The 24141-nt window shown below is 71.2% G+C and carries 24 protein-coding genes and 1 tRNA gene; 10 read left to right on the top strand and 15 right to left on the bottom strand.

Translation table 11 applies throughout. The features are described 5' to 3' along the window. Positions 1-95: 95 nt before the first annotated feature. Positions 96-1040 carry a TetR/AcrR family transcriptional regulator C-terminal domain-containing protein gene (locus AB0C01_RS08255; RefSeq protein ID WP_357255546.1) on the top strand — a complete coding sequence of 315 codons (945 nt, stop codon included), beginning with the start codon at positions 96-98 and terminating at the stop codon, positions 1038-1040. Positions 1041-1155: 115 nt separating this feature from the next. Continuing rightward, the gene (locus AB0C01_RS08250) at positions 1156-2292 is read left to right on the top strand and encodes an ice-binding family protein (protein WP_357255548.1); all 1137 of its coding nucleotides are present in this window, start codon (positions 1156-1158) and stop codon (positions 2290-2292) included. On the opposite strand, the gene AB0C01_RS08245 is transcribed toward AB0C01_RS08250, so the two are convergent. Together AB0C01_RS08245 and AB0C01_RS08240 are read right to left on the bottom strand one after the other, a co-directional pair. Continuing rightward, entirely contained in the window at positions 2259-3377 is a 1119-nt protein-coding gene (locus AB0C01_RS08245; protein WP_357255551.1) for an NYN domain-containing protein, read from the bottom strand. The two genes, AB0C01_RS08250 and AB0C01_RS08245, sit on opposite strands and share 34 nt — an antisense overlap. Further along, complete coding sequence (locus AB0C01_RS08240) at positions 3374-3991, bottom strand: hypothetical protein (RefSeq protein WP_357255553.1); 618 nt, start codon at positions 3989-3991, stop codon at positions 3374-3376. The genes AB0C01_RS08245 and AB0C01_RS08240 overlap by 4 nt, the downstream gene beginning before the upstream one ends. A gap of 150 nt (positions 3992-4141) precedes the next feature. On the opposite strand from AB0C01_RS08240, the gene AB0C01_RS08235 reads away from it, so the two are divergent. Beyond that, a complete protein-coding gene (locus tag AB0C01_RS08235) occupies positions 4142-4606 on the top strand; it encodes an SUKH-4 family immunity protein (RefSeq protein WP_357570720.1) in 465 nt (154 codons plus the stop codon). A gap of 69 nt (positions 4607-4675) precedes the next feature. Here AB0C01_RS08235 and AB0C01_RS08230 read toward each other — a convergent pair. Then, positions 4676-4762 (bottom strand) — tRNA-Ser (locus tag AB0C01_RS08230). 75 nt (positions 4763-4837) lie between these two features. Here AB0C01_RS08230 and deoD point away from each other — a divergent pair. Then, entirely contained in the window at positions 4838-5545 is a 708-nt protein-coding gene (deoD, locus tag AB0C01_RS08225) for a purine-nucleoside phosphorylase (RefSeq protein WP_030328147.1), read from the top strand. 159 nt (positions 5546-5704) lie between these two features. Here the strand turns inward: deoD and AB0C01_RS08220 are convergent, their stop codons facing one another. The 4 genes from AB0C01_RS08220 to AB0C01_RS08205 are packed head-to-tail and all read right to left on the bottom strand — an operon-like array spanning position 5705 to position 9190. Next, the gene (locus AB0C01_RS08220; protein ID WP_357255557.1) at positions 5705-6904 is read right to left on the bottom strand and encodes an ABC transporter permease; all 1200 of its coding nucleotides are present in this window, start codon (positions 6902-6904) and stop codon (positions 5705-5707) included. After that, positions 6904-7599, bottom strand: coding sequence for an ABC transporter ATP-binding protein (locus AB0C01_RS08215; RefSeq protein ID WP_357255559.1), 696 nt, complete (start codon positions 7597-7599; stop codon positions 6904-6906). Before AB0C01_RS08215 ends, AB0C01_RS08220 begins: the two co-directional genes overlap by 1 nt. Next, positions 7596-8681 carry a peptidoglycan-binding domain-containing protein gene (locus tag AB0C01_RS08210; protein ID WP_357570719.1) on the bottom strand — a complete coding sequence of 362 codons (1086 nt, stop codon included), beginning with the start codon at positions 8679-8681 and terminating at the stop codon, positions 7596-7598. Before AB0C01_RS08210 ends, AB0C01_RS08215 begins: the two co-directional genes overlap by 4 nt. Beyond that, complete coding sequence (locus AB0C01_RS08205; RefSeq protein ID WP_357570718.1) at positions 8678-9190, bottom strand: hypothetical protein; 513 nt, start codon at positions 9188-9190, stop codon at positions 8678-8680. Before AB0C01_RS08205 ends, AB0C01_RS08210 begins: the two co-directional genes overlap by 4 nt. 143 nt (positions 9191-9333) lie before the next feature. On the opposite strand from AB0C01_RS08205, the gene AB0C01_RS08200 reads away from it, so the two are divergent. After that, positions 9334-9990, top strand: coding sequence for a response regulator transcription factor (locus AB0C01_RS08200; protein ID WP_357255565.1), 657 nt, complete (start codon positions 9334-9336; stop codon positions 9988-9990). After that, the gene (locus tag AB0C01_RS08195; RefSeq protein ID WP_357255566.1) at positions 9987-11141 is read left to right on the top strand and encodes a HAMP domain-containing sensor histidine kinase; all 1155 of its coding nucleotides are present in this window, start codon (positions 9987-9989) and stop codon (positions 11139-11141) included. Before AB0C01_RS08200 ends, AB0C01_RS08195 begins: the two co-directional genes overlap by 4 nt. A gap of 10 nt (positions 11142-11151) precedes the next feature. Here the strand turns inward: AB0C01_RS08195 and AB0C01_RS08190 are convergent, their stop codons facing one another. The 3 genes from AB0C01_RS08190 to AB0C01_RS08180 all read right to left on the bottom strand — a co-directional run bounded on the left by AB0C01_RS08190 (position 11152) and on the right by AB0C01_RS08180 (position 13034). Then, a complete protein-coding gene (locus AB0C01_RS08190) occupies positions 11152-11598 on the bottom strand; it encodes a nucleoside deaminase (protein WP_357255594.1) in 447 nt (148 codons plus the stop codon). Between the two features lie 145 nt (positions 11599-11743). After that, positions 11744-12271, bottom strand: a complete 528-nt coding sequence (locus AB0C01_RS08185; RefSeq protein ID WP_357255569.1) for a tRNA adenosine deaminase-associated protein — start codon at positions 12269-12271, stop codon at positions 11744-11746. A 379-nt stretch (positions 12272-12650) separates the two neighbouring features. Beyond that, positions 12651-13034, bottom strand: a complete 384-nt coding sequence (locus tag AB0C01_RS08180) for a hypothetical protein (protein WP_357255596.1) — start codon at positions 13032-13034, stop codon at positions 12651-12653. 70 nt (positions 13035-13104) lie between these two features. Between AB0C01_RS08180 and AB0C01_RS08175 the strand changes: the two genes are divergently transcribed. Together AB0C01_RS08175 and AB0C01_RS08170 are read left to right on the top strand one after the other, a co-directional pair. Further along, positions 13105-13881 (top strand): peptidoglycan DD-metalloendopeptidase family protein, encoded by a 777-nt coding sequence (locus AB0C01_RS08175; RefSeq protein WP_357255571.1) that lies wholly within the window; start codon positions 13105-13107, stop codon positions 13879-13881. Between the two features lie 29 nt (positions 13882-13910). Beyond that, positions 13911-14981: a PHP domain-containing protein gene (locus AB0C01_RS08170; RefSeq protein ID WP_357255573.1), complete on the top strand. Its 1071-nt coding sequence runs from the start codon at positions 13911-13913 to the stop codon at positions 14979-14981. A 278-nt stretch (positions 14982-15259) separates the two neighbouring features. Here AB0C01_RS08170 and AB0C01_RS08165 read toward each other — a convergent pair whose 3' ends face one another. Continuing rightward, on the bottom strand, positions 15260-16264 hold the full coding sequence (locus AB0C01_RS08165; protein WP_357255575.1) for a DMT family transporter: 1005 nt from the start codon (positions 16262-16264) through the stop codon (positions 15260-15262). Between the two features lie 131 nt (positions 16265-16395). Between AB0C01_RS08165 and AB0C01_RS08160 the strand changes: the two genes are divergently transcribed. Continuing rightward, on the top strand, positions 16396-18066 hold the full coding sequence (locus AB0C01_RS08160) for a DUF885 domain-containing protein (RefSeq protein ID WP_357255577.1): 1671 nt from the start codon (positions 16396-16398) through the stop codon (positions 18064-18066). Between the two features lie 61 nt (positions 18067-18127). Here AB0C01_RS08160 and AB0C01_RS08155 read toward each other — a convergent pair whose 3' ends face one another. The 3 genes from AB0C01_RS08155 to nudC form a co-directional block, all read right to left on the bottom strand. Beyond that, on the bottom strand, positions 18128-19576 hold the full coding sequence (locus AB0C01_RS08155) for a DUF6114 domain-containing protein (RefSeq protein ID WP_357570717.1): 1449 nt from the start codon (positions 19574-19576) through the stop codon (positions 18128-18130). Positions 19577-19653: 77 nt separating this feature from the next. Then, complete coding sequence (locus tag AB0C01_RS08150) at positions 19654-20277, bottom strand: DUF6230 family protein (protein WP_357255580.1); 624 nt, start codon at positions 20275-20277, stop codon at positions 19654-19656. Positions 20278-20618: 341 nt separating this feature from the next. Beyond that, positions 20619-21536, bottom strand: a complete 918-nt coding sequence (gene nudC, locus AB0C01_RS08145; RefSeq protein WP_357570716.1) for an NAD(+) diphosphatase — start codon at positions 21534-21536, stop codon at positions 20619-20621. A gap of 169 nt (positions 21537-21705) precedes the next feature. On the opposite strand from nudC, the gene AB0C01_RS08140 reads away from it, so the two are divergent. Further along, complete coding sequence (locus AB0C01_RS08140) at positions 21706-23520, top strand: VanW family protein (protein ID WP_357570715.1); 1815 nt, start codon at positions 21706-21708, stop codon at positions 23518-23520. Positions 23521-23540: 20 nt separating this feature from the next. Here AB0C01_RS08140 and AB0C01_RS08135 read toward each other — a convergent pair whose 3' ends face one another. Then, entirely contained in the window at positions 23541-23789 is a 249-nt protein-coding gene (locus AB0C01_RS08135) for a hypothetical protein (protein WP_357570714.1), read from the bottom strand. Between the last annotated feature and the right edge of the window lie 352 nt (positions 23790-24141).

The following is a 24141-nucleotide window of genomic DNA, read 5'->3' as shown; positions in this document are numbered from 1 at the left end:
TAGTGCGCCGAGCCACACGACCGCTGATCATCGACGGGGACGACCGTCGGCGCTCTAGTGCGCTACGGTCACTGGCGACCGCGGGGAGGCGCGCCGTGACCGAGTTCGACGAGTCCACTCCGCCCTACCTGCGCATCGTCGGAGAGTTACGGCGGCGTATCACCGCCGGCGAGCTGAGCCCCGGTGACCGGGTGCCGTCGACCCGCCAGATCGTCCGGGAGTGGGGGGTCGCCATGGCGACCGCCAGCCGGGCGCTCACCCTGCTCCGTCAGGAGGCGCTGGTCCGGGCGGTGCCCGGCGTCGGCATGGTGGTGACCGGCCCCGAATCGACGCCGGCTGGTCGGGGCGCGCGGGTCGACGCACGCCAGCGTCCGGCCCGAGGGGTGACCCGCGACCAGGTGGTACGCACCGCCACCGAGATCGCCGACGCCGAGGGGTTGGCCGGGCTGAGCATGCGCCGGATCGCCACCGAGCTGGACGTGCCGACGATGTCGCTGTATCGGCAGGTGCGGGGCAAGGAGCAGCTTCTGCTGCTGATGGCGGACGCCGCTTTCGCCGCCCACCGTCTGCCCCGGACGCTCCCGGCCGGGTGGCGGGCCCAGTTGGAGGTGCTCTGCCGGCTCCAGTGGTCGATCTACCGCCGGCATCCCTGGCTGGCCCAGGTGATCTCGGTGACCCGTCCGCTGATGGCGCCACACGCCGTCGCGCACACCGAGTGGGCTCTGCGCGCCCTCGCCGGGTACGGCCTGGACCAGCACACCCAGCTCCACCTGGTGGCCACTCTGGCCAATCACGTACGCGGCACGGCGGTCAACCTGCAACAGGGGGCCGAGGCGCAACAGGACACCGGTCTGACCGACGACGAGTGGATGGTGACGCAGGCCGAGGTGTTTGCCGGCCTGCTCACCGCCGGCGAGTTCCCGCACCTGGCGCGGCTGTCCCGTTCGGAGATCGACCTCAACGCCGACAGCCTCTTCGAGTTCGGTCTACAGCGCCTGCTCGACGGGATGGCAGAGCTCCTCGAACACCGACCGATTTAGTCCATTTTGTAGAAGTTCATGCCAATATGGGGCGCTAGAGGCTTTCAACCGTCGAGTGTCCTGAGGAAACATGGCGACCTGCGGCATCACGGACGCGTCCCACAAGATCACCGGGATGTCCCGAGTGGCTACTGCTCTGACCCTGGTCAGTGCGATCACCATCCTGGCCGTGCTGGCCGTCCCACGCAGCGCGAGCGCTGCGGAGCCGCCGGTGCCGCTGGGCGCCGCCGCCACCTTCGCGGTCCTCGCCGGCACCACGATCACCAGCACCGGGCTCAGCGAGGTCAACGGTGACATCGGGGTCAGCCCGGGTACCGCGGTCACCGGTTTCCCTCCCGGCCAGCTCAACGGGTCCCTGCACGCCAACGACGCAGTCGCCGTGGCTGGTCAGAGTGATCTGGCCATCGCGTACAACGACGCCGTCTCGCGAACGACCACCGACGTCGTCTCGGACCAGCTCGGTGGGACCACCAAGACCACCGGGGTGTACGAATCAGTGGCGGGCACCTTCGACATCACCGGTGACCTGACCCTCGACGCGGAGGGTGACCCGAACGCCGTCTTCATCTTCAAGACCACCACCACGCTCATCACGGGTGCGGCGAGCATGGTGAACCTGGTCAACGGCGCCCAGGCGTGCAACGTCTTCTGGCAGGTCGGCAGCTCCGCCACGCTCGGCGCCAACTCCACGCTCCGCGGCAACCTGCTGGCCTTCACCTCGATCACCGTGGGCGCGGCGCTCGAGGTGGACGGCCGAACCCTCGCCATCAACGGCGCGGTCACCATGGACACCGCCACGATCACCCGCTCGACCTGCGCGGTACCCGGGGATCTGTCGGTCAGCGCGCCGACGACAGCCGATCTGGGCAGCGCCAGCCTCGGCGGAGTCGTGTCCGGCAACCTGGGCCCGGTCACGGTGACGGACGAGCGCCTGCTGTCCGCGCCGACCTGGACCGCGACCGTCGTCGCGACGAACTTCGTCACCGGCGGCATCCCGGTCCACACGATCTCCAACGCCAACGTCTCCTACTGGTCGGGGCCCGCCACCTCGACCAGCGGTATCGGCACCTTCACCTCGGGCCAGCCCACCGCCGGTGACGCGGAGATCATCAATGTCGAACGGACCGCGTTCACCCTGACCAACGGCATCGGCAACAACGCAGCGACCTGGGACCCCGTCGTCTCGGTCCAGATCCCGCTGACCGCCGTCGCGGGCGCCTACTCCGGAACCGTGACGTTCTCGGTCGCCTGAACGGCCGCCCCGGACGGGACAGACCCGACCAGTTCGTGGCCCTGGCCGCAGCGGCGGCAGGCTCCACGTCGGCGCAGGTGGTAGGCGATGGTGGCGACGCCGAGCCCGATCCCCCACGCGATCCAGAAGAGGCTCGGGACGTGCATGGCCCAGGTGCCCCGGGCTTCGGGCGTCCAGAGGAACATCAGTCCAGCCGGGATGATCGTTACCGCGACGATCGACGCTGGGATGACGGCGAGGGCGGGTGGAACGCGTCTGCCGGCCCGGAACCAGATCCAGCGGGGATACACCTCGCCCCACCGTGCCACCAGACCATGGGTGAGCACCCCACCCACCGCCGACGCCACAGCGCAGCCCAGCCCGACCGCAAGCATCCCTGGCGTTTCCCGCATCATCCGCAGGAAGTCCGCGGGGACGCCGAGCGGATAACCGAGGGCCCAGGCGATCCTGGTGATCTCGTAGGGCAGCGGGGCGAGGCAGGCGACCACGACGCCCCACCGTCCCCACCGCAGCAGAGTCTGCCGGGACGGCCCGTCACCGGCCCCGTGGCGGCGGCCGCAGTGGACACAGGCGCCCCGGACCCGCCGACGGTAGGCGACGGTCGCGGCGGCCCACAGCAGACCACCGACAAAGATGATGATCAGGTTCGTCCGGTGCCAGTAGAGGATGTCACCAATTCCGCCCTGGTCGCCGGGCACGCCGGTGAAGGCGAAGACCAGCAGCAGCGGCGCGAACGCCACCAGAACGATCAGGGTGTAGTCGGGAATGATCAGGACCAGCCCGCCCGCCATGAGCCATCCGAAGACAGCCAGCCCCACGGACAGGCGACCGGGCCGGGCACGTCGCGTCATCACCAGCGCGATGACCGCGCCAGCCAGCCCGAGTACGGCGATGACCGGTGCGACGACCTCGACGCGACTGCCCTCCAGGACGGACCCCGACACGCGCTCCGGATCGATCGGCGCGAAGGGGAACCCGTCCCCACCGGCCCACCAGTACAACCCCAACGCGCCGTACACGAGCGAGAAGGCCGTGGCCGCGTAACCGGACCACGTCGGCCAGTGCGCCCACAAACGCCAGATCACGGTTGCGACCGTTCCTGGCGCTCCACCGGGAGATCGTCGGCACCCGCTCGGCTCGGCGCGGCGGCATGGACGACAAATCCGCCCGCGAGAACCGGGTACCGAGGCCTCGGTGCCGATTCCGGAGGAAGGTCTGTCTCCGGGTCGACGCAGCCGGTGGGCGGTCGCTCGCTCCCATTCGTCGCCTGCGCGTCGACGATCTGATCCGGCCCTCTTCCCCCGTCAATGATCTTCACGTAGAAGCCGTGGTTCTTGGCGCTGCCCTGGCCCTCCGGGACGATCGCGGTGAATATCGCGACGTTTCCGGTGACCCGCAGGCACGTCACGTCGGCCCGTCCCTGCGCTGCCAGCGTGCCGTCCGCCCGCTCGTGCCGGTACAGGAACTGACCGTGCGCCGACTCGTCGAGGGTCGTCACCGCGTAGACGCCGAACCAGATCCGGTGTCCGACCGTGTTGGGCTCGTCGTACACGAAATGCCCTATCCCGGCGACGGACGACCGCCCGGCGGCGGCGCTTGTCGCCTTGGGCGGCTGGGCCTGGGCGACAGTGGGTGCCACCCCCACCCCCACCGCCGCGACCGCCGCCAATGTCGTCGCACGCAAACCCGATCCGAACATGTCGCTCCTGCCTGACCATCCGTCGCTGACGCCTTCCAGCATCACCAGACGCCGGTGCGGCCGAATCCCTCAGGCGAGCCAGCCGCGTCCCCCCAGCAAGGGAGCCGGCGCGGCTGGCCGGCGCTCGATAGATTGCCTTCCATGGCATCCTTGGACGAACTCGACGGGTGGGATTCGCTGTCGCCGGAGCTGCGCGAACGGCTGGCCGGCGTCGACCTGCCAGAGGCGCTGCGGCTCGACGAATATGACCTCTTTCTCCTCGGCCCGGCTCTCACCATGCGGGAGGGAATGGTGCGGTTCGGATACGCCACCGACGGGTTGGGGGGCGAATTCTTTCTCGATCCAGGCACGGGTGCGGTGCTGGTCGTCGACGAAATCCCGTCACGGACGTTCGTGAACTCGTCGCTCGAGTTGTATGCCCGCTCGTCACGCCTGGTCGCCAGCCTCGCGCCCGCGATCGTCGGTGGCGACCCGGACCGCTGGGAAGACGCCAAGAAGGAGATGCGGCGGGTCATCGAGGAGTGGGATGCGCCGGCGATGATCGGGGACAACTACTGGGACTTCATCTCGTGGGAGATCGCCGGCGGCAACTACGCCGACCAGTCGGAGCTCTGAACTGGCGCAACCTACCGAAAACGCCCGGTTGACCCTCGCGGATCAACCGGGCGTTTCTGCACTACAGAGCGGTGGCGGAGGGATTTGAACCCTCGGAGGGCGTTAACCCTCACACGCTTTCGAGGCGTGCTCCTTAGGCCGCTCGGACACGCCACCGCCGACGAGGGTACAGGACCGCCGGTTCGGACGCCGAACCGGTATCGCCCGCGCCGGCCTGGCAGGATCTTTGCCATGAGTACGCACATCGGCGCGAAGCCGGGCGAGATCGCCGAGCGGGTCCTGATGCCGGGCGACCCCCTGCGGGCCAAGTGGATCGCGGAGACCTACCTCGAGGGCGCTACCTGCTACTCGACGGTCCGGGGCATGCTGGGCTTCACCGGCCGCTGGAACGGCGTCGAGGTTTCCGTCCAGGGCTCCGGCATGGGCATGCCGTCGGCCTCCATCTACGCCCACGAGTTGATCAACGAGTACGGCGTGAAGACGCTGATCCGGGTCGGCTCCTGCGGCGCCCTCAGCACCGACCTCCAGTTGCGCGACGTGGTGGCCGCGATCGGGTCGTCCACCGACTCGAACATGAACCGGATGCGCTTCGACGGGTTGATCGACTACGCGCCGGTGGCCGACTTCGGGCTGCTGCGTACCTCGGTCGAGGTGGCCGAGCGGCGCGGCATCAGCATGCACGTCGGGCCGATCCTGGCGGCGGACGCCTTCTACACGGACCGGCCGGACCTCTACGACACCCTCGCCGACTACGGCGTGCTGGCGGTGGAGATGGAGTCGGCGGCGCTCTACACGATCGCCGCCCGGTTCAAGGCCCGCGCGTTGACCGTGCTGACCGTCAGCGACCACATCAAGACCGGCGAGAAGACCACCTCGGAGGAGCGGGAGCAGACCTTCAGCCAGATGGTCGAGATCGCCCTCGACACGATCATCGCCTGACCCGTCGGTCGGGTGTCACCGCGAAGAGCGTGATGACTGTGGGGCATATTGATGCCTCACAGTCATCACGCTTTTCTGCCTGGGGCCGATCCGCGCCGGCCCCGCCCACGCCACCCCGACCCGCGCCACCCCGGCCCGACCCGCACGCCGGCACGGCGGTCAGACGGCGGCCAGCGCCTCCGTCGGCGCGAGACGGGCGGCGCGCACCGCCGGGTACAGGCCCGCGAAACCGCCGATGACCAGGGTCGCGCCGACGCCGCCGAGCATCGCCCAGGCCGGCACCACTGTCGGCCAGTCCTGGGAGAACGCGTACCCCGAGGTGACCAGGATGCCCAGCAACACCCCGCCGATCCCGCCAAGTGCGGAGAGCAGCAGCGATTCGGCGAGGAACTGGGTCCGTACCTGTCCACGGGTCGCGCCGAGCGAACGGCGCAGGCCGATCTCGGCCCGCCGTTCCAGCACCGAGATCACCATGGTGTTCGCCACGCCGACCCCGCCGACCAGCAGGGCGACCGCGCCCAGGCCCAGCAGCAGCCCGGTGAACGCGTCGTCGGTCGCCTCGGCGGCGGCGAGCGCGTCGGAGGGACGGGACACCTCGACCTCGTTCGGCGCCCCGGGGTTGGCGGTCGCGCCGAGCACCGAGCGGACCGCCTCGACCTGCGCCTCCTGCGCCCGGGTGTAGATGGTGGTGGGGTGCCCGTCGAAGCCCAGGTAGTCGGTCGCCGCCGGCCAGCCGACCAACGCCGCGGTGTCCAGCTCCGGAGCCAGTGGCGCGGCGGCGAGGATGCCGACCACCGTGAACCCCCGCCCACCCAGCCACACCTGCACCTGCGGGTCGGCCGCGATGATCCCGAGCCGTTGCGCCGCGGTGGCGCCGAGTACCACCGCCGGGTAGTGGGCGGTCGCCTCGTTGAGCCACGTACCGCTGGTCAGCTCGGCCCCGACGGTGCCGAGCAGGTCCAGACGGGCCGCCCGGGTGGCGATGCCACCGGTCTCCGCGGCCGGGATCCGATCCGAACGGTAGACCTTGGCGTCGGCGACCTGCCCGGTCGCCGACACCTCGGTCACCGGGCCGATCCGTCCGATCATGGCGACCGACTCGTCGGGCAGTTGGGCGTCCGCCCCGAACAGGGTGTTGCCCGGCTCGACGGTGAGCAGGTTGGTGCCGAGCGCGTCGAGCGCGCGGTCCAGCTCCGCCCGGGACGACGACGAGATCCCGACGACCGCGATCATCGCGGCGATACCGATGGCGATGCCCAGCGCGGAGAGGAACGCCCGCAGCGGACGGGTCCGCAGGCCCACCCCGCCGACCCGCAGGATGTCCGCCGGTCCCAGCCGGGCCGGCGTCAACGTCGCCATCAGCCGACCCCGCCCGGCGTACCGGCCGAGTCGTGCCGCACCGCGCCGTCGCGCATCCGCACCTGCCGGGGCAGCCCCTCCGCGATCTCCCGGTCGTGGGTGATCACCAGGACGGTGGTGCCGGACCGGTGCAGCTCGTGTAGCAACTCCAGCACCCCGGCACCGGACGCGGAGTCCAGGTTGCCGGTCGGCTCGTCGGCGAGCAGCACCGTCGGCTCGCCGACCACCGCCCGCGCCACGGCCACCCGCTGCCGTTCCCCGCCGGACAGCTCGTGCGGCCGGTGCCCGAGCCGGTGGCCCAGGCCAACCCGGACCAGCGCGGCCTGCGCGCGTTCGCGCCGCCGCCGCAGGGGTACGCCGGAGTAGAGCAACCCGTCGGCCACGTTGTCCACGATCGGAACGCCGGGGGCCAGGTGGAACTGCTGGAACACGAAGCCGATCCGGCTGGCCCGCAGGGCGGACAACTCCCGGTCGGTCAGCTTCGCCGCGTCGTACCCGTCGATGAGCACGCTGCCCGACGACGGCCGGTCCAGGGTGCCGATCAGGTGCAGCATCGTCGACTTGCCCGACCCGGACGGGCCGACGATCCCCACCAGCTCGCCGTGGCCGATCCGCAACGACACGTCGTCCAACGCGACAACATCGCCGGCGTACCGTTTGCTGACCCGGTCGAGCACGATCACTTCGCCGGTCATCTCGGCACCACCACCGTCGTGCCCTCGGTGAGGTCCGCGCCGGTGACCTCCACCCGGCCGTCGGCGAACAGGCCCGTGGTCACGGCGACGATCCGGCTCGCCTCCCCCTCGGCGACCTGGACGCCGTACCCGCCCTCGGCGAGCGCGAGAAGCGCCGACACCGGCACGGTGAGGACGTCCGGGCGCTCCGCGGCGGTGAACACGACGTCGGCGCTGGCCTGGTCGAAGCCGGCCAGGGCCTTCGGGTCGGCGACCGCGACGGTCACCTCGATCTTCGTCTCGGCGTCGCCGGACTGCCCGTTCTCTCCGGCGGCGCCGGCCTGGATGACGGTCTCGATCGTGCTGACCGTGCCCGCCACCGTCCGGGCGTCCGGCAGCCGCACGGTGACCTTCGCGTCGCGCTTGGCCAGCCGCTGGTCGTCCACGTCCAACTCGACGGTGACCAGGCGGCTGGTACCGGTGTAGGCGAGCACCGCCTGGCCGGGTTGCGTGAGATCACCGACGTCCGCCTGGTGGCTCTCCACCCGGACCTCCCGGTCGGCGTACACGATCCGGCCCGCCTCGACCCGGCCGGTCTCGGGCAGGCCGAGGTCCTCCTGCCAGTCCCGGACGGCGTCGGCGGTGGAGCCGGTGTACTCGTCGTCGACGGTGAAGCCGGTGTATCCCAACGCCTTGAGGTTCCGCTCGAACTGCGCGACGTCGGCGCCCTCCACCCCGGGGGCGAGGGTCCGGTACGCGGGCAACCCGCCGTAGAGGAGCACCACCTTCTCGTTGTCGACCGAGTAGAGCGCCCGCCCCCGCTGCACCGTCGACCCGGTCGGTGGCAACGCGGTGACGGTGCCGCCGAGCTTCGCCGTGGCGGTACGCGTCGCGCCGTACCCCAACTCGCCTTCGACGGTTTCCGAGTCGGCCAGGGTCTGCCGGGTGACGGTCGCGGTGGCCGGTGGTGGGCTGCCGGCCTCGGCACGGTCTCCGCCGCCGCCGAAGCCCACCGCGGCGCTCACGCCCACGGCGGCGAGCAGCAGGACGACGCCGCCGATGACGGCGGCGCGCAGCCGCCCGCGTCGGGAAACGCCGGTCACCGGCCGCCCCCGAACTGTGGTGCGTTCTGCCGGCACTTCTCCATCGCGGCCTTCATGGCCGGGTCGCTGATGTCGATCGCGTTGCCGCCCTGCCCGATCCGGACCCTCCCGTCGGCGTCCGGGTCCGGGAAGTCCGGCACCCCGTTCTCCCGCATGCACTTTGCGAGCGCGCGCATCTGCTCGGCCTGCTCGGGGTTGAGCTGCGGTCCCTGCCCACCGTTGGGCAGCTTGTCCTGGCACTTCTCCATGGCCGCCTGGACCTTCTGCCGATCCACGTCCGCGCCGAACCGGAAGCCGGGACGGCCGCCCGCCTCCGGGTCGGGCAGGTCCACTCCGTTCTCCCGCATGCACCTGGCAAACGCGAGCTGTTTGTCCGAATCACTGACCGGTGCGCCGCTCGCCGTGGCGCTCGCCGTCGCCCCACCGGCGGTCGCCACCCCGCCGCCGTCGTCGCCTCCCGCACCGCACCCGGCCACCGCCAGGGCGAGCAGGACGGGTATCGCGAGCATCTGTCGCCGCATGGTGTCCGCCTCCGCTGTGGGTCCGACGCGACTCGTCGGACGTCGACACCCAGTGCACGGCAGCGGGCGTATCCCCGGCGTTACCGTCAGCGGTTATGCCGCCGTTACCGCACCCCGAGGACCATGGAGGGGTGAGAGTGCTTGTTGTCGAGGACGAGACCGTGCTGGCGGACGCCATCGCGGAGTGGCTGCGTAGGGAGTCGTTCGCGGTCGACGTGGCGTACGACGGTGACGCCGCGCTGGAGCGCCTCGGCGTCAACGAGTACGCCGTGGTGGTCCTGGACCGGGACCTGCCGGTGGTGCACGGCGACGACGTGTGCCGGGCGATCGTGGACGCGGGCGGGGAGACCCGGGTCCTGATGCTGACCGCGGCGGCAGCGGTCCGGGAGCGGGTGGCGGGGTTGGCGCTCGGCGCCGACGACTACCTGACCAAGCCGTTCGCCCTTGTCGAGTTGTCGGCGCGGGTGCACGCGCTGACCCGGCGCGCCCGTCCGGCGGCCCCGCCGACGCTGCGTCGCGCCGGTATCCAGCTCGACCCGGCCCGGCACGAGGTACGCCGCGACGACCGGCACGTGGCGCTGTCCCGCAAGGAGTTCGCGGTGCTCGTCGAGTTGCTGCGCGCCGACGGCGCCGTGGTTTCCGCCGAGGACCTGCTGGAACGTGCCTGGGACGAGCACATCGACCCGTTCACAAATGTCGTCCGGGTCACCGTGATGAAGCTGCGCCGCAAGCTCGGCGACCCGCCGGTGATCGAGACGGTGCCCGGAGCGGGGTATCAGATCCGATGAAGCGCCTGACCATCCGCGCCCGACTCACCCTGATCTACGGCGGGCTCTTCCTGCTGGCCGGTGTGGTCCTGCTGGCCGTCACGTACGTGCTCGTGGATCAGCGGATGCCCCAGCCGTTCGGGGTGAAACTGAGCGACCTGCCGAAGACCGCCCCCACGACGCCCAGCGGGCAGAACATCGACAATGTGCGCGCCCTGTTGCAGGAGGCGCAGGACGAGGCCAAGCGCAACGCCCTGGAGTCCCTGCTCACCCAGGGTGGCATCGCGTTGATCGTGGTGTCGGCGGTGGCGGTCGCCTTCGGCTGGCTGCTCGCCGGCCGAGCGTTGCAGCCGCTGCACCAGGTCACCGACACGGCCCGGCGGATCGCCGGCGCGGACACCGCCGGCCGTGGTCTGCACGAGCGGATCGCGCTCACCGGCCCCCGCGACGAGGTACGCGAACTCGCCGACACGTTCGACGAGATGCTGGAACGGTTGGACCGCTCCTTCGACGGGCAGCGCCGGTTCGTGGCGAACGCCTCGCACGAGCTGCGTACCCCACTGGCGCTCAACCGTGCCCTGGTGGAGCTGGCGGTCAGCCGGCCGGAGGCGTCGGCGGAGACGCGTCGGCTGGGTGAGTCGTTGCTGGCGATCAACGAGCGGCACGAACGGCTGATCGACGGCCTGCTGACCCTTGCCGATTCGGAGAACGAGCTGACCGACCGTACGCCGATCGACCTGGCCGAGGTCTGCGCGCACGTCATCGACCAGGCCGGGAAGCAGGCACCCGACGTCCCGATACGCCGGTCGTTGGCACCGGCCCCGGTCAGTGGTGACCCGGTGCTCGTGGAACGGCTCACCGTCAACCTGGTGGAGAACGCGGTACGGCACAACCTGCGCGCCGACGGTTGGGTCGAGGTGCGCACCGGCCGGGCCGACGGCCAGGTCACCCTGACGGTGACCAACACCGGTCCGGCGATCGCCGGTTACGACATCGAACCGATGTTCCAGCCGTTCCGCCGGCTGTCGCGGGAGCGGGTCGCCGGTGCGCGGGGCTTCGGGTTGGGGTTGTCCATCGTCCGCGCGGTGGCCCGCGCACACGGTGGCACCGTCGAGGCACAGCCCCGCCCCGCGGGCGGCCTGATCGTCACGGTCACCCTGCCCGCGGCCTGAGCCGGCGACCTCAGCGGAAGAAGGCGCGCAGGACGGCGGCGCTCTCGGTCTCCAGCACCCCGCCGTAGACCTCGGGGCGGTGGTTCAGCCGGCGGTCGCGGAGCACGTCCCAGAGCGATCCGGCCGCGCCGGTCTTGGGCTCCCACGCGCCGAAGACGACGGTGGAGACCCGGGCCAGCACCAGCGCCCCCGCGCACATGGTGCACGGTTCCAGGGTGACCACCAGGGTGCAGCCGTCCAGCCGCCAGCGGCCGGCCCGCTCGGCACCCCGGCGCAGGGCCAGCACCTCGGCGTGGGCGGTGGGGTCGCCGGTCAGTTCCCGTTCGTTGCGCCCGATGGCCAACTCGGTCCCGTCCGGCCCGTAGAGCACCGCGCCCACCGGCACGTCGTCGACGTCGGTGGTGCCCGCCGCCGCGCCGGCGGTGCCGGTGACGGCGACCTCCAGGGCGCGGCGCATCCACAGCTCGTGCCGCTGGCGACGGCCGACCGCACCCGGGTCGGCCAGGCCCTCGTGCGCGCCCGGTCCGGCACGTCCCACCACACCGGGAGTCGGTTGCCCCGGCCGGATCGTCTCCAGTGCCGGGTCGGTGGCGTCCGCCGGCTCAGACCTCACGCAGCTCCTCGACCTCGTCGGCGCAGCCGAGCACCTGGCAGATCTCGGAGGTGACATCCGCCGGCAGCATCCCCTCGTGTGTGCACAGGGTCAGCAGCTTCTGCGCGGAGATGCCCAGGTTGGTCAGCAGGTCGGCCTCACCCACCGGATCGGCCTCCGGATCGACGGCGGGCTGCTCGCTCTCCTCGTCACCGGTGGACGCCGGGCGTGGTTCCTCGTCGCCGTCGAGCCCGGTGACCGAGGTCTTCAGGTCACCGACCAGCAGCGCGCCCAGCGGAGACTCCTCGGCGTACGCGGAATCCGAACCGAACACCCGCAGGTCCTCGCCCTCGTCGAGACGCAGGATCACCAGGTACGCGTCATCGGCCTCGACGAAGAGCAGCGACACGTCGGCCTCCTGGTCGACGTCACGCAGCCGCTCGGCGACCTCGTCGATGTCGGTGGCGCCACGCAGGCTGACCTCGGCGGCGGTCCAGCCACTGTCGTCGCGCACCACGGCCGCAGCGAAGTACGACACGGTCCCCCCAATAGCCCTCGACACAGCGTCGACTCGTTACGCGTGCACGTTAGCCGGTCGGGTCGGCAGGCGACTCGTCAACGCCCCGAGAGGTCGGTCATTCCTGACAAAGTCGGATCAGCCGGTTACTCGACGGCGGGTAGCGATGAGCTCGCGCAGACGCTCGGTGCGCTGCCGCTGGGGTCGGCTGCGCTGACGGACCGCGCGGGCGCCTGCCAACTCGGCAAGCAACTGCAGGCGGCGTCGACTGCGATCGGGGTCCTGTCGCGGGGTGGTCCAGGCCATGGTCCCGAGCGTGCCGAGTCTCGGCGGCTACGTCAAGACAGCGTTCGCTACGCAGCCAACCGGGCACACGGCGCAATCGTCCGCAGCCCCCGGATCACCACAGCGGCCAGTCACCGCTGGTGGCCCAGCGGACCGCCACCACGGCAGCGGCGATGCTCCAGCCACCCGCCGTGACGATGGCCACCCCGGTGGCGACCCCACGATCGCCGTAGCGGACCAGCACCAACGCGGTCACCCACGCCAGCAGACCCGCCAACACCGTCCACCACGCGTAGCTCGTCAGATCGGTGCCGAGCAGGCCGAACAGCAGCAGCCAGGTGGCCGCCGCGCCACCGCCGGCGGCGACGCCACCGCCGCTGACCGGGTGCGGCTCGCGGTAGGTGGGGCGGGACGGGGGACCGGCGGGGAAGAGCCCCGACGGGAGACGCGCCACCTGGTGCGCGGCACCAGGATCCGGGCCAGGATCGGGTCGGGCGATGGTCACCGTCGCTGCCCTCCCTCACGCGCGCCACTCGTGCTCACGGTACCGGCTCTGGAAGGATGACCGGATGCCCTCGCCGACGATCAGCCGCCGCGCGCGTCCGGTGTACCCGATCCTGCTGCTTCTCGCCCCGGTGCTGGCCGCCGGCTGCGCGACCACCCGACCGGGAGCGCCGACCGACGCCGCTCCGACGACGCCGTCGGCGGTCTGGGCGACCGCCGACCAGGCGGTGTCGCCGACAGCCGCGCCGAAGGCCACGCCGACGGCGACCGGTCCGGCCCGCCCGAAGCCGTCGTCGGCCAGCCCGTCGGCCACGGCACCCCGCGCCGGGGTACGGCATGTCTTTCCGGTACGCGCCGGCAACGTGGACTACCACCCGACACACGGCGCGTACCCCGCCACGGATCTCTTCGCCAACTGCGGTGAACCGTTCGTCGCGGTGACCGACGGGACGGTGCTCGAGGTCAGTCGCGTCGACAGGTACACGAAGGGCGGGCCGCAGGGTCCGGACAACGGCGGCCTGTCGGTCTCCCTGCTGGGCGACGACGGGGTGCGTTACTACGGTTCGCACCTGAGCGTCGTGTCCAGCGGCGTCGACGCCGGGGTGCGGGTCCGCGCCGGGCAGCAGCTCGGCAAGGTGGGCCGCACCGGCAACGCCAACAACGTCTGCCACGTGCACTTCGGCATCTCGCCACCGTGCAAGGGCAAGGACGGCTGGTGGATCCGGCGTGGAGTGCTCTGGCCGGCTCGGTACCTGGATTCCTGGCGCGGTGGTGGCAATCGGGAACCGGCCGCCGAGGTCGTCGCGTGGCAGCGCAAAAACGGCTGCCCGAAGGCTCCCTGACCGGCCCCGCAGCGACTAGGTTCGGTGGGATGAAGGCCCGGGACCCCATCGCCGACCTGCGCCGCATCGCTTTCCTGCTGGAGCGGGCGAACGAGGCGACGTACCGGGTTCGAGCGTTCCGGTCGGCGGCGAAGGCGTTGGCGGGTCTGCCGGCGACCGAGGTGGCCGCGCGGGCGGACAACGGCACGCTCACCGAGTTGGCCGGGGTCGGCGACGTCACGGCCCGATGCGTGGCGGAGTCGCTGGCCGGTGAGGAGCCGGTCTACCTGCGCCGACTGGTGGCGACCGAGGGCAGTGACCTCGACGCCGAGGCCACGGCGTTGCGCGCCGCCCTGAAGGGCGACTGCCACACCCACTCGGACTGGTCCGACGGCGGCTCGCCGATCGAGGAGATGGCACTGGCCGCGGTCGAGTTGGGCCACGAATACCTGGTGCTGACCGACCACTCACCACGGCTGACGGTGGCCCGGGGGCTGACCGCCGACCGCCTGCGCCGGCAGCTCGACCACGTGGCGCAGGTGAACGCGGCGCTGCCCGAGGGCTTCCGGATCCTCACCGGCATCGAGGTGGACATCCTCGCCGACGGCTCCCTCGACCAGGACGACGAGCTGCTGGCCCGGCTGGACGTGGTGGTCGGCTCGGTGCACAGCGGCCTCAAGGACGAACGGTCGAAGATGACCCGTCGCATGCTGACCGCGGTCGCCAACCCGCACCTGGACATCCTCGGTCACGTCACCGGCCGGATGGTCTCGTCCCGCCCGGCCGGGGTGACCGGGCCGGGTGACCGGGGGCACCGCGCCCGGACCAGGGCGGAGAGCGACTTCGACGCGGATGCCGTCTTCGCCGCGTGCGCCGAGTACGACACCGCCGTCGAGATCAACTCCCGGCCGGAACGGCAGGATCCGCCGAAGCGCCTGATCCGCCGTGCGCTGGAGGCTGGCTGCCGGTTCGCCATCAACACCGACGCGCACGCGCCCGGCCAACTCGACTGGCAGCGGTTCGGCTGTGAGCGGGCCGCCCTCTGCGGCGTCCCCGTCGACTCGGTGGTCAACACCTGGCCGGCGAAACAGTTGGTCGCCTGGACGCACGAGCGAGCCTGACCAACGTCGCGTCCAATCACGGCGGCTCTGCTCGCCCGGCGACCCGGCCGCTCGGCGCAGATCGCCCGACCCGGCCGCTCGGCGCAGATCGCCCGACCGGCCGCTCGGCCTTGATCGACTCGACTTCAAGGAAATCGGCCTGTCCTACTGCCTTGGACACCCCGACTCCAATGAAGCCGAGTCGATCACTCGCCGCGCGGAGCCGGGCCGAGTCGATCACGCGCCGCGCGGAGCCGGGCCGAGTCGATCACGCGCCGCGCGGAGCCGGGCCGGGCCGGTCAGTGGTGGGCGGGCTCGGCGGCGGGGGTGGCGGTGGGCTCGGCGGCTGGGGCGGCGGGAGCACCGACACCGACCACCGGGCGGGACTTCCGGCGCCCGAACGCGCCCTGCGCGACCGCGACCCCCAGCAGCACGATGAGCGCGCCGACCGGCTGGTGCCAGTTGAGCCGCTCGTCGAGCGCCATGGCTCCGATCAGCACCGCGAAGATCGGGATCAGGTACGTGACGGTGGACGCGGTGCTCGCGCCGGCCACCCGGATGTTGCGCATGTTGATGACGAAGGCGAGCCCCGTGCCGAGCGCGCCGAGGGTCAGCACGCTCGCGACCACCCCGGCGGACAACTCGGTGGGCAGCGGCGGCAGGCCGGCGACGAACGGGGTGACGATGGCCAGTTGCACGGCGGCCAGCAGCAGTTGCGCCGCGGAGAGCGACAGGCCGGAGTAGGAGCTGCCGGCGACGAACCGCTTCTGGTACGGGATGGCGACGCCGTAGCAGGCGGCCGCGCCGAAGCACATCAACTGCCCGGTGAAGTGCGCACCGCCGATGCCCTCCCAGACCCCCAGCACCACGAGCACCCCGAGGAAGCCGAGGCCGAGCCCGATCGCGCGGCGCACGGTCAGCCGCTCGGTGCGGAAGACGAGCACCGCCAGCGGCAGCACGATCAGGGGCGTGGTGGCGTTCCAGATCCCGGCGAGCATCGACTCGACCCGCTGCTCGCCGTAGCCGAAGAGGGTGAACGGCACGGCCACGCCGAACGCGGCGCCGACGGTCAGGTGCGCCCAGATCCGGGGCTCGCGAGGCAGCCGGTCGCGCAGCACGGCGAGGACGACCAAGAGGGTCAACGCACCGGCGACGACCCGGTAGAGGGTGAGCTGGACCGGGTGCAGCTCGGCCACCCCGACCTTGATGAACAGGAAGCTGGAACCCCAGATCACGGCGAGGGCGACGAAGCCTGGCAGCCAGGCGCGAACCGGTGCCTTGTCAGGAGTGGTATCGGCAGTCACCCCTGACACTCTGCCGGACCCCTCCGACAAAGTCGCGCGCCTTTCGGCCGTTGCGCCGCTCGTCACGTCAGTGGTCTGAACACGCCAAACGTCGTCGACACGAGGGCGGGGTGGTCACGTAGGGTCGCTGCGTGGGACGAATCGATGAAATCGCCAACCGTTATGTGGCCGAGTGGGCGCCGTTGAGCCCCACCGGCGCGACCTTCGTCGGCATCGCCGGCCATGAAGACCAACTCGACGATCTCTCACCTGAGGGTTACCGGGCGCGCGCGGACCTCACCCGCCGGACGCTTGCCGAGCTTGAGGTGACCGAGCCGCAGACCGAGTCCGAGCGGATCGCCAAGGAGGCCATGCAGGAACGGCTCGGCCTGGACCTGGCCCGGTACGACTCCGGCGAGACGACAAGCGGCATCAGCGTGATCGAAAGCGGGCTGCACGAGATCCGCATGGTGTTCGACCTGATGCCGACCGCGACCAGCGACGATCGGGCGAACATCGCCGCCCGGCTCAACGGCTTCGGTGCCGCGCTGGACGGCTACAAGACCACCCTGCGTGAGGCGCTCGCCTCCGGTCAGGTCAGCTCGAAGGTGCAGCTGGTCGAGGTGGCCAAGCAGTGCGACATCTGGGTCGACCCGACCGGCGACAACTTCTTCCACGGGCTGGTCGAGCGGCTGGGCGCTGAGGGCTCGCTCGGCGCGGAACTGCGGCGGGGCGCGGCGGCGGCAACCGCGGCGACCGCCGAGTTCGGCCAGTTCCTGCGTACCGAACTGGCCCCGCACGGGCGGGACAAGCAGGCCGCTGGCCGGGAGCGCTACGAGCTCGCCTCGCAGTACTTCCTCGGCGCCAAGGTCGATCTGGACGAGACGTACGCCTGGGGTTTCGCGGAGCTGGCCCGCCTGGAGGCGGAGATGCGGGTCGTCGCGGGACGCATCGCGGGCTCCGGTGCCACCGTCGACGAGGCCGTGGCCAGGTTGGACGCCGACCCGGCGCGGACCATCCAGGGCAAGGAGGCGTTCCGGGACTGGATGCAGGCCCTCGCCGACAAGGCGATCACCGAGTTGCACGGCACCCACTTCGACATCCCGGAGCAGGTCCGGCGCATCGAGTGCTGCCTCGCCCCGACCAGCGACGGCGCGATCTACTACACCGGCCCCAGTGAGGACTTCTCCCGCCCGGGTCGGATGTGGTGGGCGGTGCCGCAGGGCATCAGCGACTTCTCGACGTGGCGAGAGGTGACCACGGTCTACCACGAGGGCGTGCCCGGTCACCATCTCCAGGTGGGGCAGACCGCCGTCCGCGCCGACCTGCTCAACCGTTGGCAGCGGCTGCTCTGCTGGGTCTCCGGGCACGGCGAGGGCTGGGCTCTCTACTCGGAGCGGCTGATGGACGAGCTGGGTTACCTGGAGGACCCGGGCGACAAACTGGGCATGCTCGACGGCCAGGCGATGCGCGCGGCACGGGTGATCGTCGACATCGGCATGCACCTGGAGCTGGAGATCCCCAAGGACAATCCGTTCGGCTTCCACCCGGGCGAGCGGTGGACGCCCGAGCTGGGCTGGGAGTTCATGCGGGCGCACTGCCGGGTTCCGGACGAGAATCTGCGCTTCGAGCTGAACCGCTACCTGGGTTGGCCGGGGCAGGCGCCGTCGTACAAGGTGGGTGAGCGGATCTGGCTCCAGGCCCGCGAGGACGCCAAGGCCCGCAAGGGCGCCGACTTCGACCTGCGGGAGTTCCACCGCCAGGCGTTGGACCTGGGCGCGCTGGGTCTCGACCCGCTGCGCCGGGCGCTGGCCCGGCTCTGAGCCAGCAAAGGCTTCAAGCGCCGGCGGTACGACGTACCGCCGGCGCTTGCCGCCGTGCCGTTCAGCCGAGGGTCAGCGCCAACGCCGGTCGGGCGGTCAGCGTGTCACTTGTGACGTACGCCAGGTCGATGACCGGGTCGGTGAACGTGATCGGGATGGGCGAGGTGACCGGCACACCGTCCGGCAGCGGCAGATCCGGCGTCAGGGTGATCTTGATGCCGAGTAGCCGGCCGACGAACCGGGTGGCGTAGAACGCCACGTCTCCGCTGACGGTCAGCCGGTCGGTCGCGTAACGCTGGTTGCGCCCAGCGGGGCCGTCGGCGCTGAGCAGGAAGTCGTCGGTCACCGCCTCACGCATGCTGAACTTCAGCACCTTGAGGTCGCCTCTGACGGTACGCAGGTCGGTGGTTCCCTCGAACCGCAGCCCGGTCATCCGGACCGACGATCCGGTGAGCTTGGAGGGCGTCTGCGCCACCGTCGGCAGGGTCGGATCGGCGGCGATGCGCGGCAGCGGCTTGCCCGGCTCGACCGCGCCCGGCCTGTCGGGGTTCGGCGTACCCGGCCGGTCGGGGGTTGGTCCGCCCGGCCCCTCGGGGGTCGCCGTGCCCGGCCCGCCCGGGGCCGGCGGCGGGCAGTTGCCGGGGCCGTCCGTCGGGGTGCCGGTCGGTCCCAGAGTGGGCGGGGCGGCCGGGCTCGTCGAGGGCTCCTCGCGGCGCCCACCACCCAGCAGATCACCGATGCCGTCCAGGAGGTCGGTGACCACGTTGCCGTCCGGGCTCGGGGTCGGTGTGGCCGGGGTGTGGCTGGGCGACGGGCTGGCCTCCCGGGACGGGGTGGGGCAGGCGGTCGCCGCCGGCCGGCTCGGGGCGGCTCGCACCACTCGGGGTTGGATCGCCAGCCCACCCGCGGCCAGGCCGAGCACCACGAGAACGATGCCGTACGTCCGGTGGGGGTCAGTCGACGGTCCCGGCCGCGCGGGCGGCTCGCCGTCGTCGGCCACCTGGGCCGTCGTCGGGAGAACGGCCCGCTCGACGCCAGCCGGCTCGGCATCCGACCGCTCATCGCCAGCCGACTCGACGCCGCCAAGCCCACCAGCCGACCGCTCATCGCCAGCCGGTGGCGTGGCCGGCGTCCAGGCGAAGGCGAGCGCGCTGCCGACGATGCCGAGGAGCAGACCGACGAAGAAGCCGCCGAGGTTGAGCCCGATCAGCGAGTAGACCGCGGTGACCGCCGCGACGACCGAGTAGAACAGGCGCTGCGCCGGGGTGAACCAGAGCAGCAGACCGCAGGTGACCAGGATGACCGGGATCAGCAGCGAGAGTAGGCCGCTCGCCCCACTGTGAAAGCTGAGGCCGTTGAGGGTCATCCGGGTGGACGCAAACATCTCCAGCCCGGCCAGGGCGGTGAGCAGGCCACCGTAAAACGGTCGACTGCGCCGCCATCGGCGGAAGAGCCGCCACGCCTGAGCCGGACCGCCGGGCCGGGCGTGGGACGGGTTCGCGGTTGTCACGTACTCCTCCTGGCCACGCGGGGAAACGGACACGGGCCGGACCCGCGGCGGTGGCGCGCCGCGGGCCTCGGCTCACCTCAGAAGCACTCCTTGCCCTTGGCGTCGTCGCCCACGTTGACCTTCAGTCGAAGCCCGACCAGGTTGAACGTGGCCGCCGTGGTGTAGCGGGACACCTGCTGCAGGTTGGTGATGGTGACGTGGTCGGAGTTCTGGCCGAACGAGCCGGCCTGCGCCGTCGGGTTCAGGTCGGTGGCGTCCCGACCGATCTTGATGTTGGTGAAGGTCGCGTTGCCGTTGAGCGAGTCCATCGCGATCAGCAGGTCCTTGGCCCGCGCGGGCTCCTTGCCCTCACCGGCGTTGATGGTGAGCACCACCGGCAGGCCCGGCAGGTCGGCGCGGACGGACTGGCAGAGGCTGTACAACTCGGCGCTGCTGATCTCGGAGAGCGCGATCGGGTGGACCTGACCGGCCTTTCCGTCCTTGCCCTTCTCCCGGACGATGCCGCCGTACTGCTTGAAGCCGTCACCCTCGAGGCGCTCGGCGCCGATCTTGAAGGTCTGGCCGGAGACCGTGATGTCGGACGCGATCGCGCCCGTCGACATTCCGAACAGGATGGCGCCCGCGGCGGCCGTGGCGGGTACCGCCATCGCGGCGAACCGCCGCCACCGGGTACGACCCTGATTGTTCAACCGATCCTGCACGGGTTCCTCCTCGAGGTGGATGCGCGCGGTTGCCGGTGACGAACTGGCGGCCCCGTGCCGGGCTCGGCACTGTTACCGGCGGGTAACGATCGGGGTTGATGGTGCACCCGTTGGGGCGTAGGTCACAACCCCCCGATTACCGGGCAGTAATAGAGGCCCGCGTCGACACCGGCACCGCATCACGCTGGGTTGCGGAAGCCGTCGATAAAGAAGGCAAAAAGGACGGAGAGCGGCGCGATTCGCCGGAACTGCTGCGGAGCGTGACGAGACATCGCCCGATTACAATAATGTAACGACCGCGCAGCGGGTGGTTTGACGCAGCTCAGGAGCGGTCCAACCGGTCAGACCCCGGCCAACCAGTCCTCGAGAAGGCGGTGGTCGATGGCGTCCACCCGCCCGAGCGTACGGCCGGAGGCCACCCGCTCCCGCAACTCCGCCCGGGTGAACCAGCGCGCCTCCAGCAACTCCTCACCGTCGACGCGTACCTCGTCGGACGTGGCGGTGGCCCGGAAGCCCACCATCAGGCCGGCGGGGAACGGCCACGCCTGCGACCCCTGGTAGGTCACGTCGGTGACGGTCACGCCCGCCTCCTCGGCCATCTCCCGACGAACCGCGTCCTCCAGGCTCTCGCCGACCTCCACGAAGCCGGCCAGCGTCGAGAACGCGTCCTCGGCCGCGCCCGCGTGCCGGGCCAGCAGACACCGACCCGGTGGGCCGGGCGCCTCGACCAGCACGATGATCGCCGGTTCGATCCGGGGGAAGAGGAGACGCCCGCAGTCACCGCCGGTGCAGGTGCGCATGTGTCCGCCGCCGTCCGCGACGGCCGGCGACCCGCACGCCCCGCAGTATCGCTGCTGCCGATGCCAGTGCAACAAACCCCGGGCGTACGCCTGGACGGCCGCGTCACCCGGTTCGAGCCGCCCGACCAGGGCCCGCACGTCGACGGAACGTGCCGCACCGGCCATCTCGACGGCGGCCCGCTCGGAGAGTGCGGACAGGTCCACGGCAAACGTGGCCACGTCACCGTCGAGCCCCAGGAAGACCGTCTCACCCGCGGCGGACCGGACGAGCGCAGCCCGCTCCGCGCTGAGCCGGACCGGCCCGTCCGCGTCGACGAGACAGCGGTCCCGCCACAGCGCCAACACCACGGTGCCCGACTCGGCGAGCAGCGCGCTCAACCGGGCCGGCTCGGTGCGCAGGGGACCCGCCCGGTCCAACCAACCGCCGCCGTACGCCAACACCCGCTCCGCAGTGTCCACCCGGTCACCGTGCCACGTCTGTGGTTCGCCGCCGGCACCGCCCCCGCGCGCCGACGACACGCGCCAGCAGCACCGGATGGGCGCAACCGCAGGGACGGCCGGGTATTGGTTACCGTAGGTGCCTCCGGGAGGGCGTACCTCCCGCGGCACCCTGGCGATCGAGGTTGCAGTGACGCTGTACGGCGAAAACAGTCCCCCCGCCGACGACCGGCCCACCGTGCAGGTCACCGCGGTCACCTGGCCGGACGACGGTTCGGTGACGACCTCCGCCCCGGGCGAGCCGGAGGGTGGCCCGAGCCGGCCCCGCCGGGTACGGATGCTGCTCGCCGCCGGTGTCACCGGTGGCGTCCTCGCCGCCGTGGCGGGTGCCGGCGCCTGGGCGTACGCCGGTGACGTTCCTCGTGGCACCACCGTGCTCGGCACCGAACTGGGTGGCCGGAGCCGCGCGGACGCCGACCGGGAGTTGCGGGCCGAGCTGGACCGGCGGGCGGCAGCTCTCGCCGGCCCGTTGAAGATCACTGTCGACGGGCGGACCGCCGAGATCAACCCGGCCGAGGTGGGGTTGGCGGTCGACGTGCCGGCGACCGTCGCGGCAGCGGCTGCCGCCGACGCGCACGCGGTCAGCCGCCTGGTCGGCTCCCGCACGGTCGACCCGGTGGTCACCGTCGACGTGGACCGGTTGGACGACGCGCTCCGAAAGGTGCTCGGCAACCAGGCCCGGGGTATGACGATGCCGGCCATCACCTACCAGGGCACCACGCCGAAGGTCGTGCAGCCCAAGCCGGGGCTGAGCCTGGAACCGCAACGCTCGGCCGAGGTGGTGCGCGCCGGCTGGTTGGCCGGCACCCCGGTCACCGTGCCACTCGTGGAGAGCCACCCGGCGACCACCCCGGAGGAGTTGGACCGGCTGGTCACCGAGTTGGCCAAGCCTGCGGTCGCCAAACCGGTCACCCTGCGTACCGACAAGGGTTCCGTGCAGGTCCCGCCCGCCGCCATCGCGAAGAGCCTGCGATTCACCGCCGACAAGGCCGGCAAGCTGACTCCGTCGGTGGACGTCAAGCGGTTGCGGGCGGCGCTCGGCGACGGCCTGGCCGCCATCGAGGCGCCACCGAAGAACGCCACGATGGCCATCGCCGGCGGGCGGCCCACCACCAAGGATGGGCGACCTGGTCAGCAGTTGGACACCGCGACCCTGGGTCGGGACCTGCTGGCGGTCCTGCCGAAGGCGGACGGCCGCGAGGTGACCGGCGAGCTGAAGCCGACGCCGCCGGAGCTGACCGCGGAGAAGCTGGCCGGCCTGGGCATCAAGGAGCGGGTGTCCACCTTCACCACCCGTTTCACCGGCGGTATGGCCTCGTCGCGCAGCCAGAACATCGCGACCATCGCGAAGCAGGTGGACGGCACTGTCGTCCTGCCCGGGAAGACGTTCTCGTTGAACGGTCACACCGGCGAGCGCGGCTACGCCCAGGGCTACCGGGACGCTCCGGTCATCCTCGGCGGCAAGCTCGTGCCGGGTGTCGGCGGCGGTACCTCACAGTTCACCACCACGCTGTTCAATGCGACGTACTACGCCGGCCTGGAGGACGTCGAGCACAAGCCCCACTCGTACTGGTTCGACCGCTACCCGGCGGTCATCGAGTCGACGATCTTCTGGCCGGACCTGGACTTCAAATTCCGCAACAACACGGAGTACGGCGTCCTCATCGACACCTCGTACACGTCGAGCACGATCACCGTGTCGATCTGGAGCACGAAGATCTACGACAGCGTGAAAACGGAGTACGGGCCGCGTCGCAACATCACCACGCCGAAGCTGATCCACCTGGAACCCGGTCCCTCGTGCATCGCGACCAATGGCATCAACGGCTTCACCCAGGACGCCTTCCGGGTCATCAAGAAGGACGGCGCGGTGGTCAAGCGGGAGAAGTTCACCTGGCGCTACGACGCGGAACCCCGCTACGTCTGCGGGCCCAAGCCCTCCTGACGTCGCACCCGCTCCGAGGTCTACTCGCCGGCGTCACGGCCCTCGCCGTGGCGCCGGCCACCCTGCGGTGGCATGGGCACCACCCGTGCGTCCTGCACTCGGATCTCGGCACGGAAACGGTGTGCGGCCGGATGCCAGATCTCCTCGAACGGGCCCATGACCTCACCACCGATACCGCGGCGCCGTACCCGGGACGCCAGCCACCACAGGATCCCCAGGATCGCTGCCACGCAGCCGGAGAAGACCAGGAGTATCAGCGCGTCGCCCACCCGCTGAGCGTAGCGGCGAGCCTCAGCCCTCGCCGGTGCCCCGGTGTCGGCCAGCTGCGCCGATGTCGGCACGTGCGGCAACACGTCGACGCCTGGCGGCTGTTCGGTTTTGGGCAAGACCGGCCGCAGGCCGCAGGGTCGCGCAACATCCTGGTTGTAGTGGGGGTCAGCACGTCGGGGACAGCACGACATCCTGGTTCGAGCGTGACCTTGCCTCCGGCGCGAGGAACCCGGGTCGGTGAGCCCACCAATCGGTGGACGCAGAAAAGGCCACCCCGTGATGGGGTGGCCTTTTCTGGAAGATTGTCCGGCGGCGTCCTACTCTCCCACACCCTCACGAGTGCAGTACCAT

The sequence above is a fragment of the Micromonospora sp. NPDC048905 genome, from assembly GCF_040649655.1.
GTDB lineage: Bacteria > Actinomycetota > Actinomycetes > Mycobacteriales > Micromonosporaceae > Micromonospora.
Note: the sequence above shows the minus strand (reverse complement) of the source record. Positions and strands in the feature narration are given on the sequence as shown.

Excerpts from the sequence above, each read along its gene's own strand:
- AB0C01_RS08250 (WP_357255548.1), top strand. The coding sequence starts at position 1,156 with ATGTCCCGAGTGGCTACTGCTCTGACCCTGGTCAGTGCGATCACCATC.
- AB0C01_RS08240 (WP_357255553.1), bottom strand. The coding sequence starts at position 3,991 with ATGTTCGGATCGGGTTTGCGTGCGACGACATTGGCGGCGGTCGCGGCG.
- deoD (WP_030328147.1), top strand. The coding sequence starts at position 4,838 with ATGAGTACGCACATCGGCGCGAAGCCGGGCGAGATCGCCGAGCGGGTC.
- AB0C01_RS08220 (WP_357255557.1), bottom strand. The coding sequence starts at position 6,904 with ATGGCGACGTTGACGCCGGCCCGGCTGGGACCGGCGGACATCCTGCGG.
- AB0C01_RS08215 (WP_357255559.1), bottom strand. The coding sequence starts at position 7,599 with ATGACCGGCGAAGTGATCGTGCTCGACCGGGTCAGCAAACGGTACGCC.
- AB0C01_RS08205 (WP_357570718.1), bottom strand. The coding sequence starts at position 9,190 with ATGCTCGCGATACCCGTCCTGCTCGCCCTGGCGGTGGCCGGGTGCGGT.
- AB0C01_RS08195 (WP_357255566.1), top strand. The coding sequence starts at position 9,987 with ATGAAGCGCCTGACCATCCGCGCCCGACTCACCCTGATCTACGGCGGG.
- AB0C01_RS08190 (WP_357255594.1), bottom strand. The coding sequence starts at position 11,598 with ATGCGCCGCGCCCTGGAGGTCGCCGTCACCGGCACCGCCGGCGCGGCG.
- AB0C01_RS08175 (WP_357255571.1), top strand. The coding sequence starts at position 13,105 with ATGCCCTCGCCGACGATCAGCCGCCGCGCGCGTCCGGTGTACCCGATC.
- AB0C01_RS08170 (WP_357255573.1), top strand. The coding sequence starts at position 13,911 with ATGAAGGCCCGGGACCCCATCGCCGACCTGCGCCGCATCGCTTTCCTG.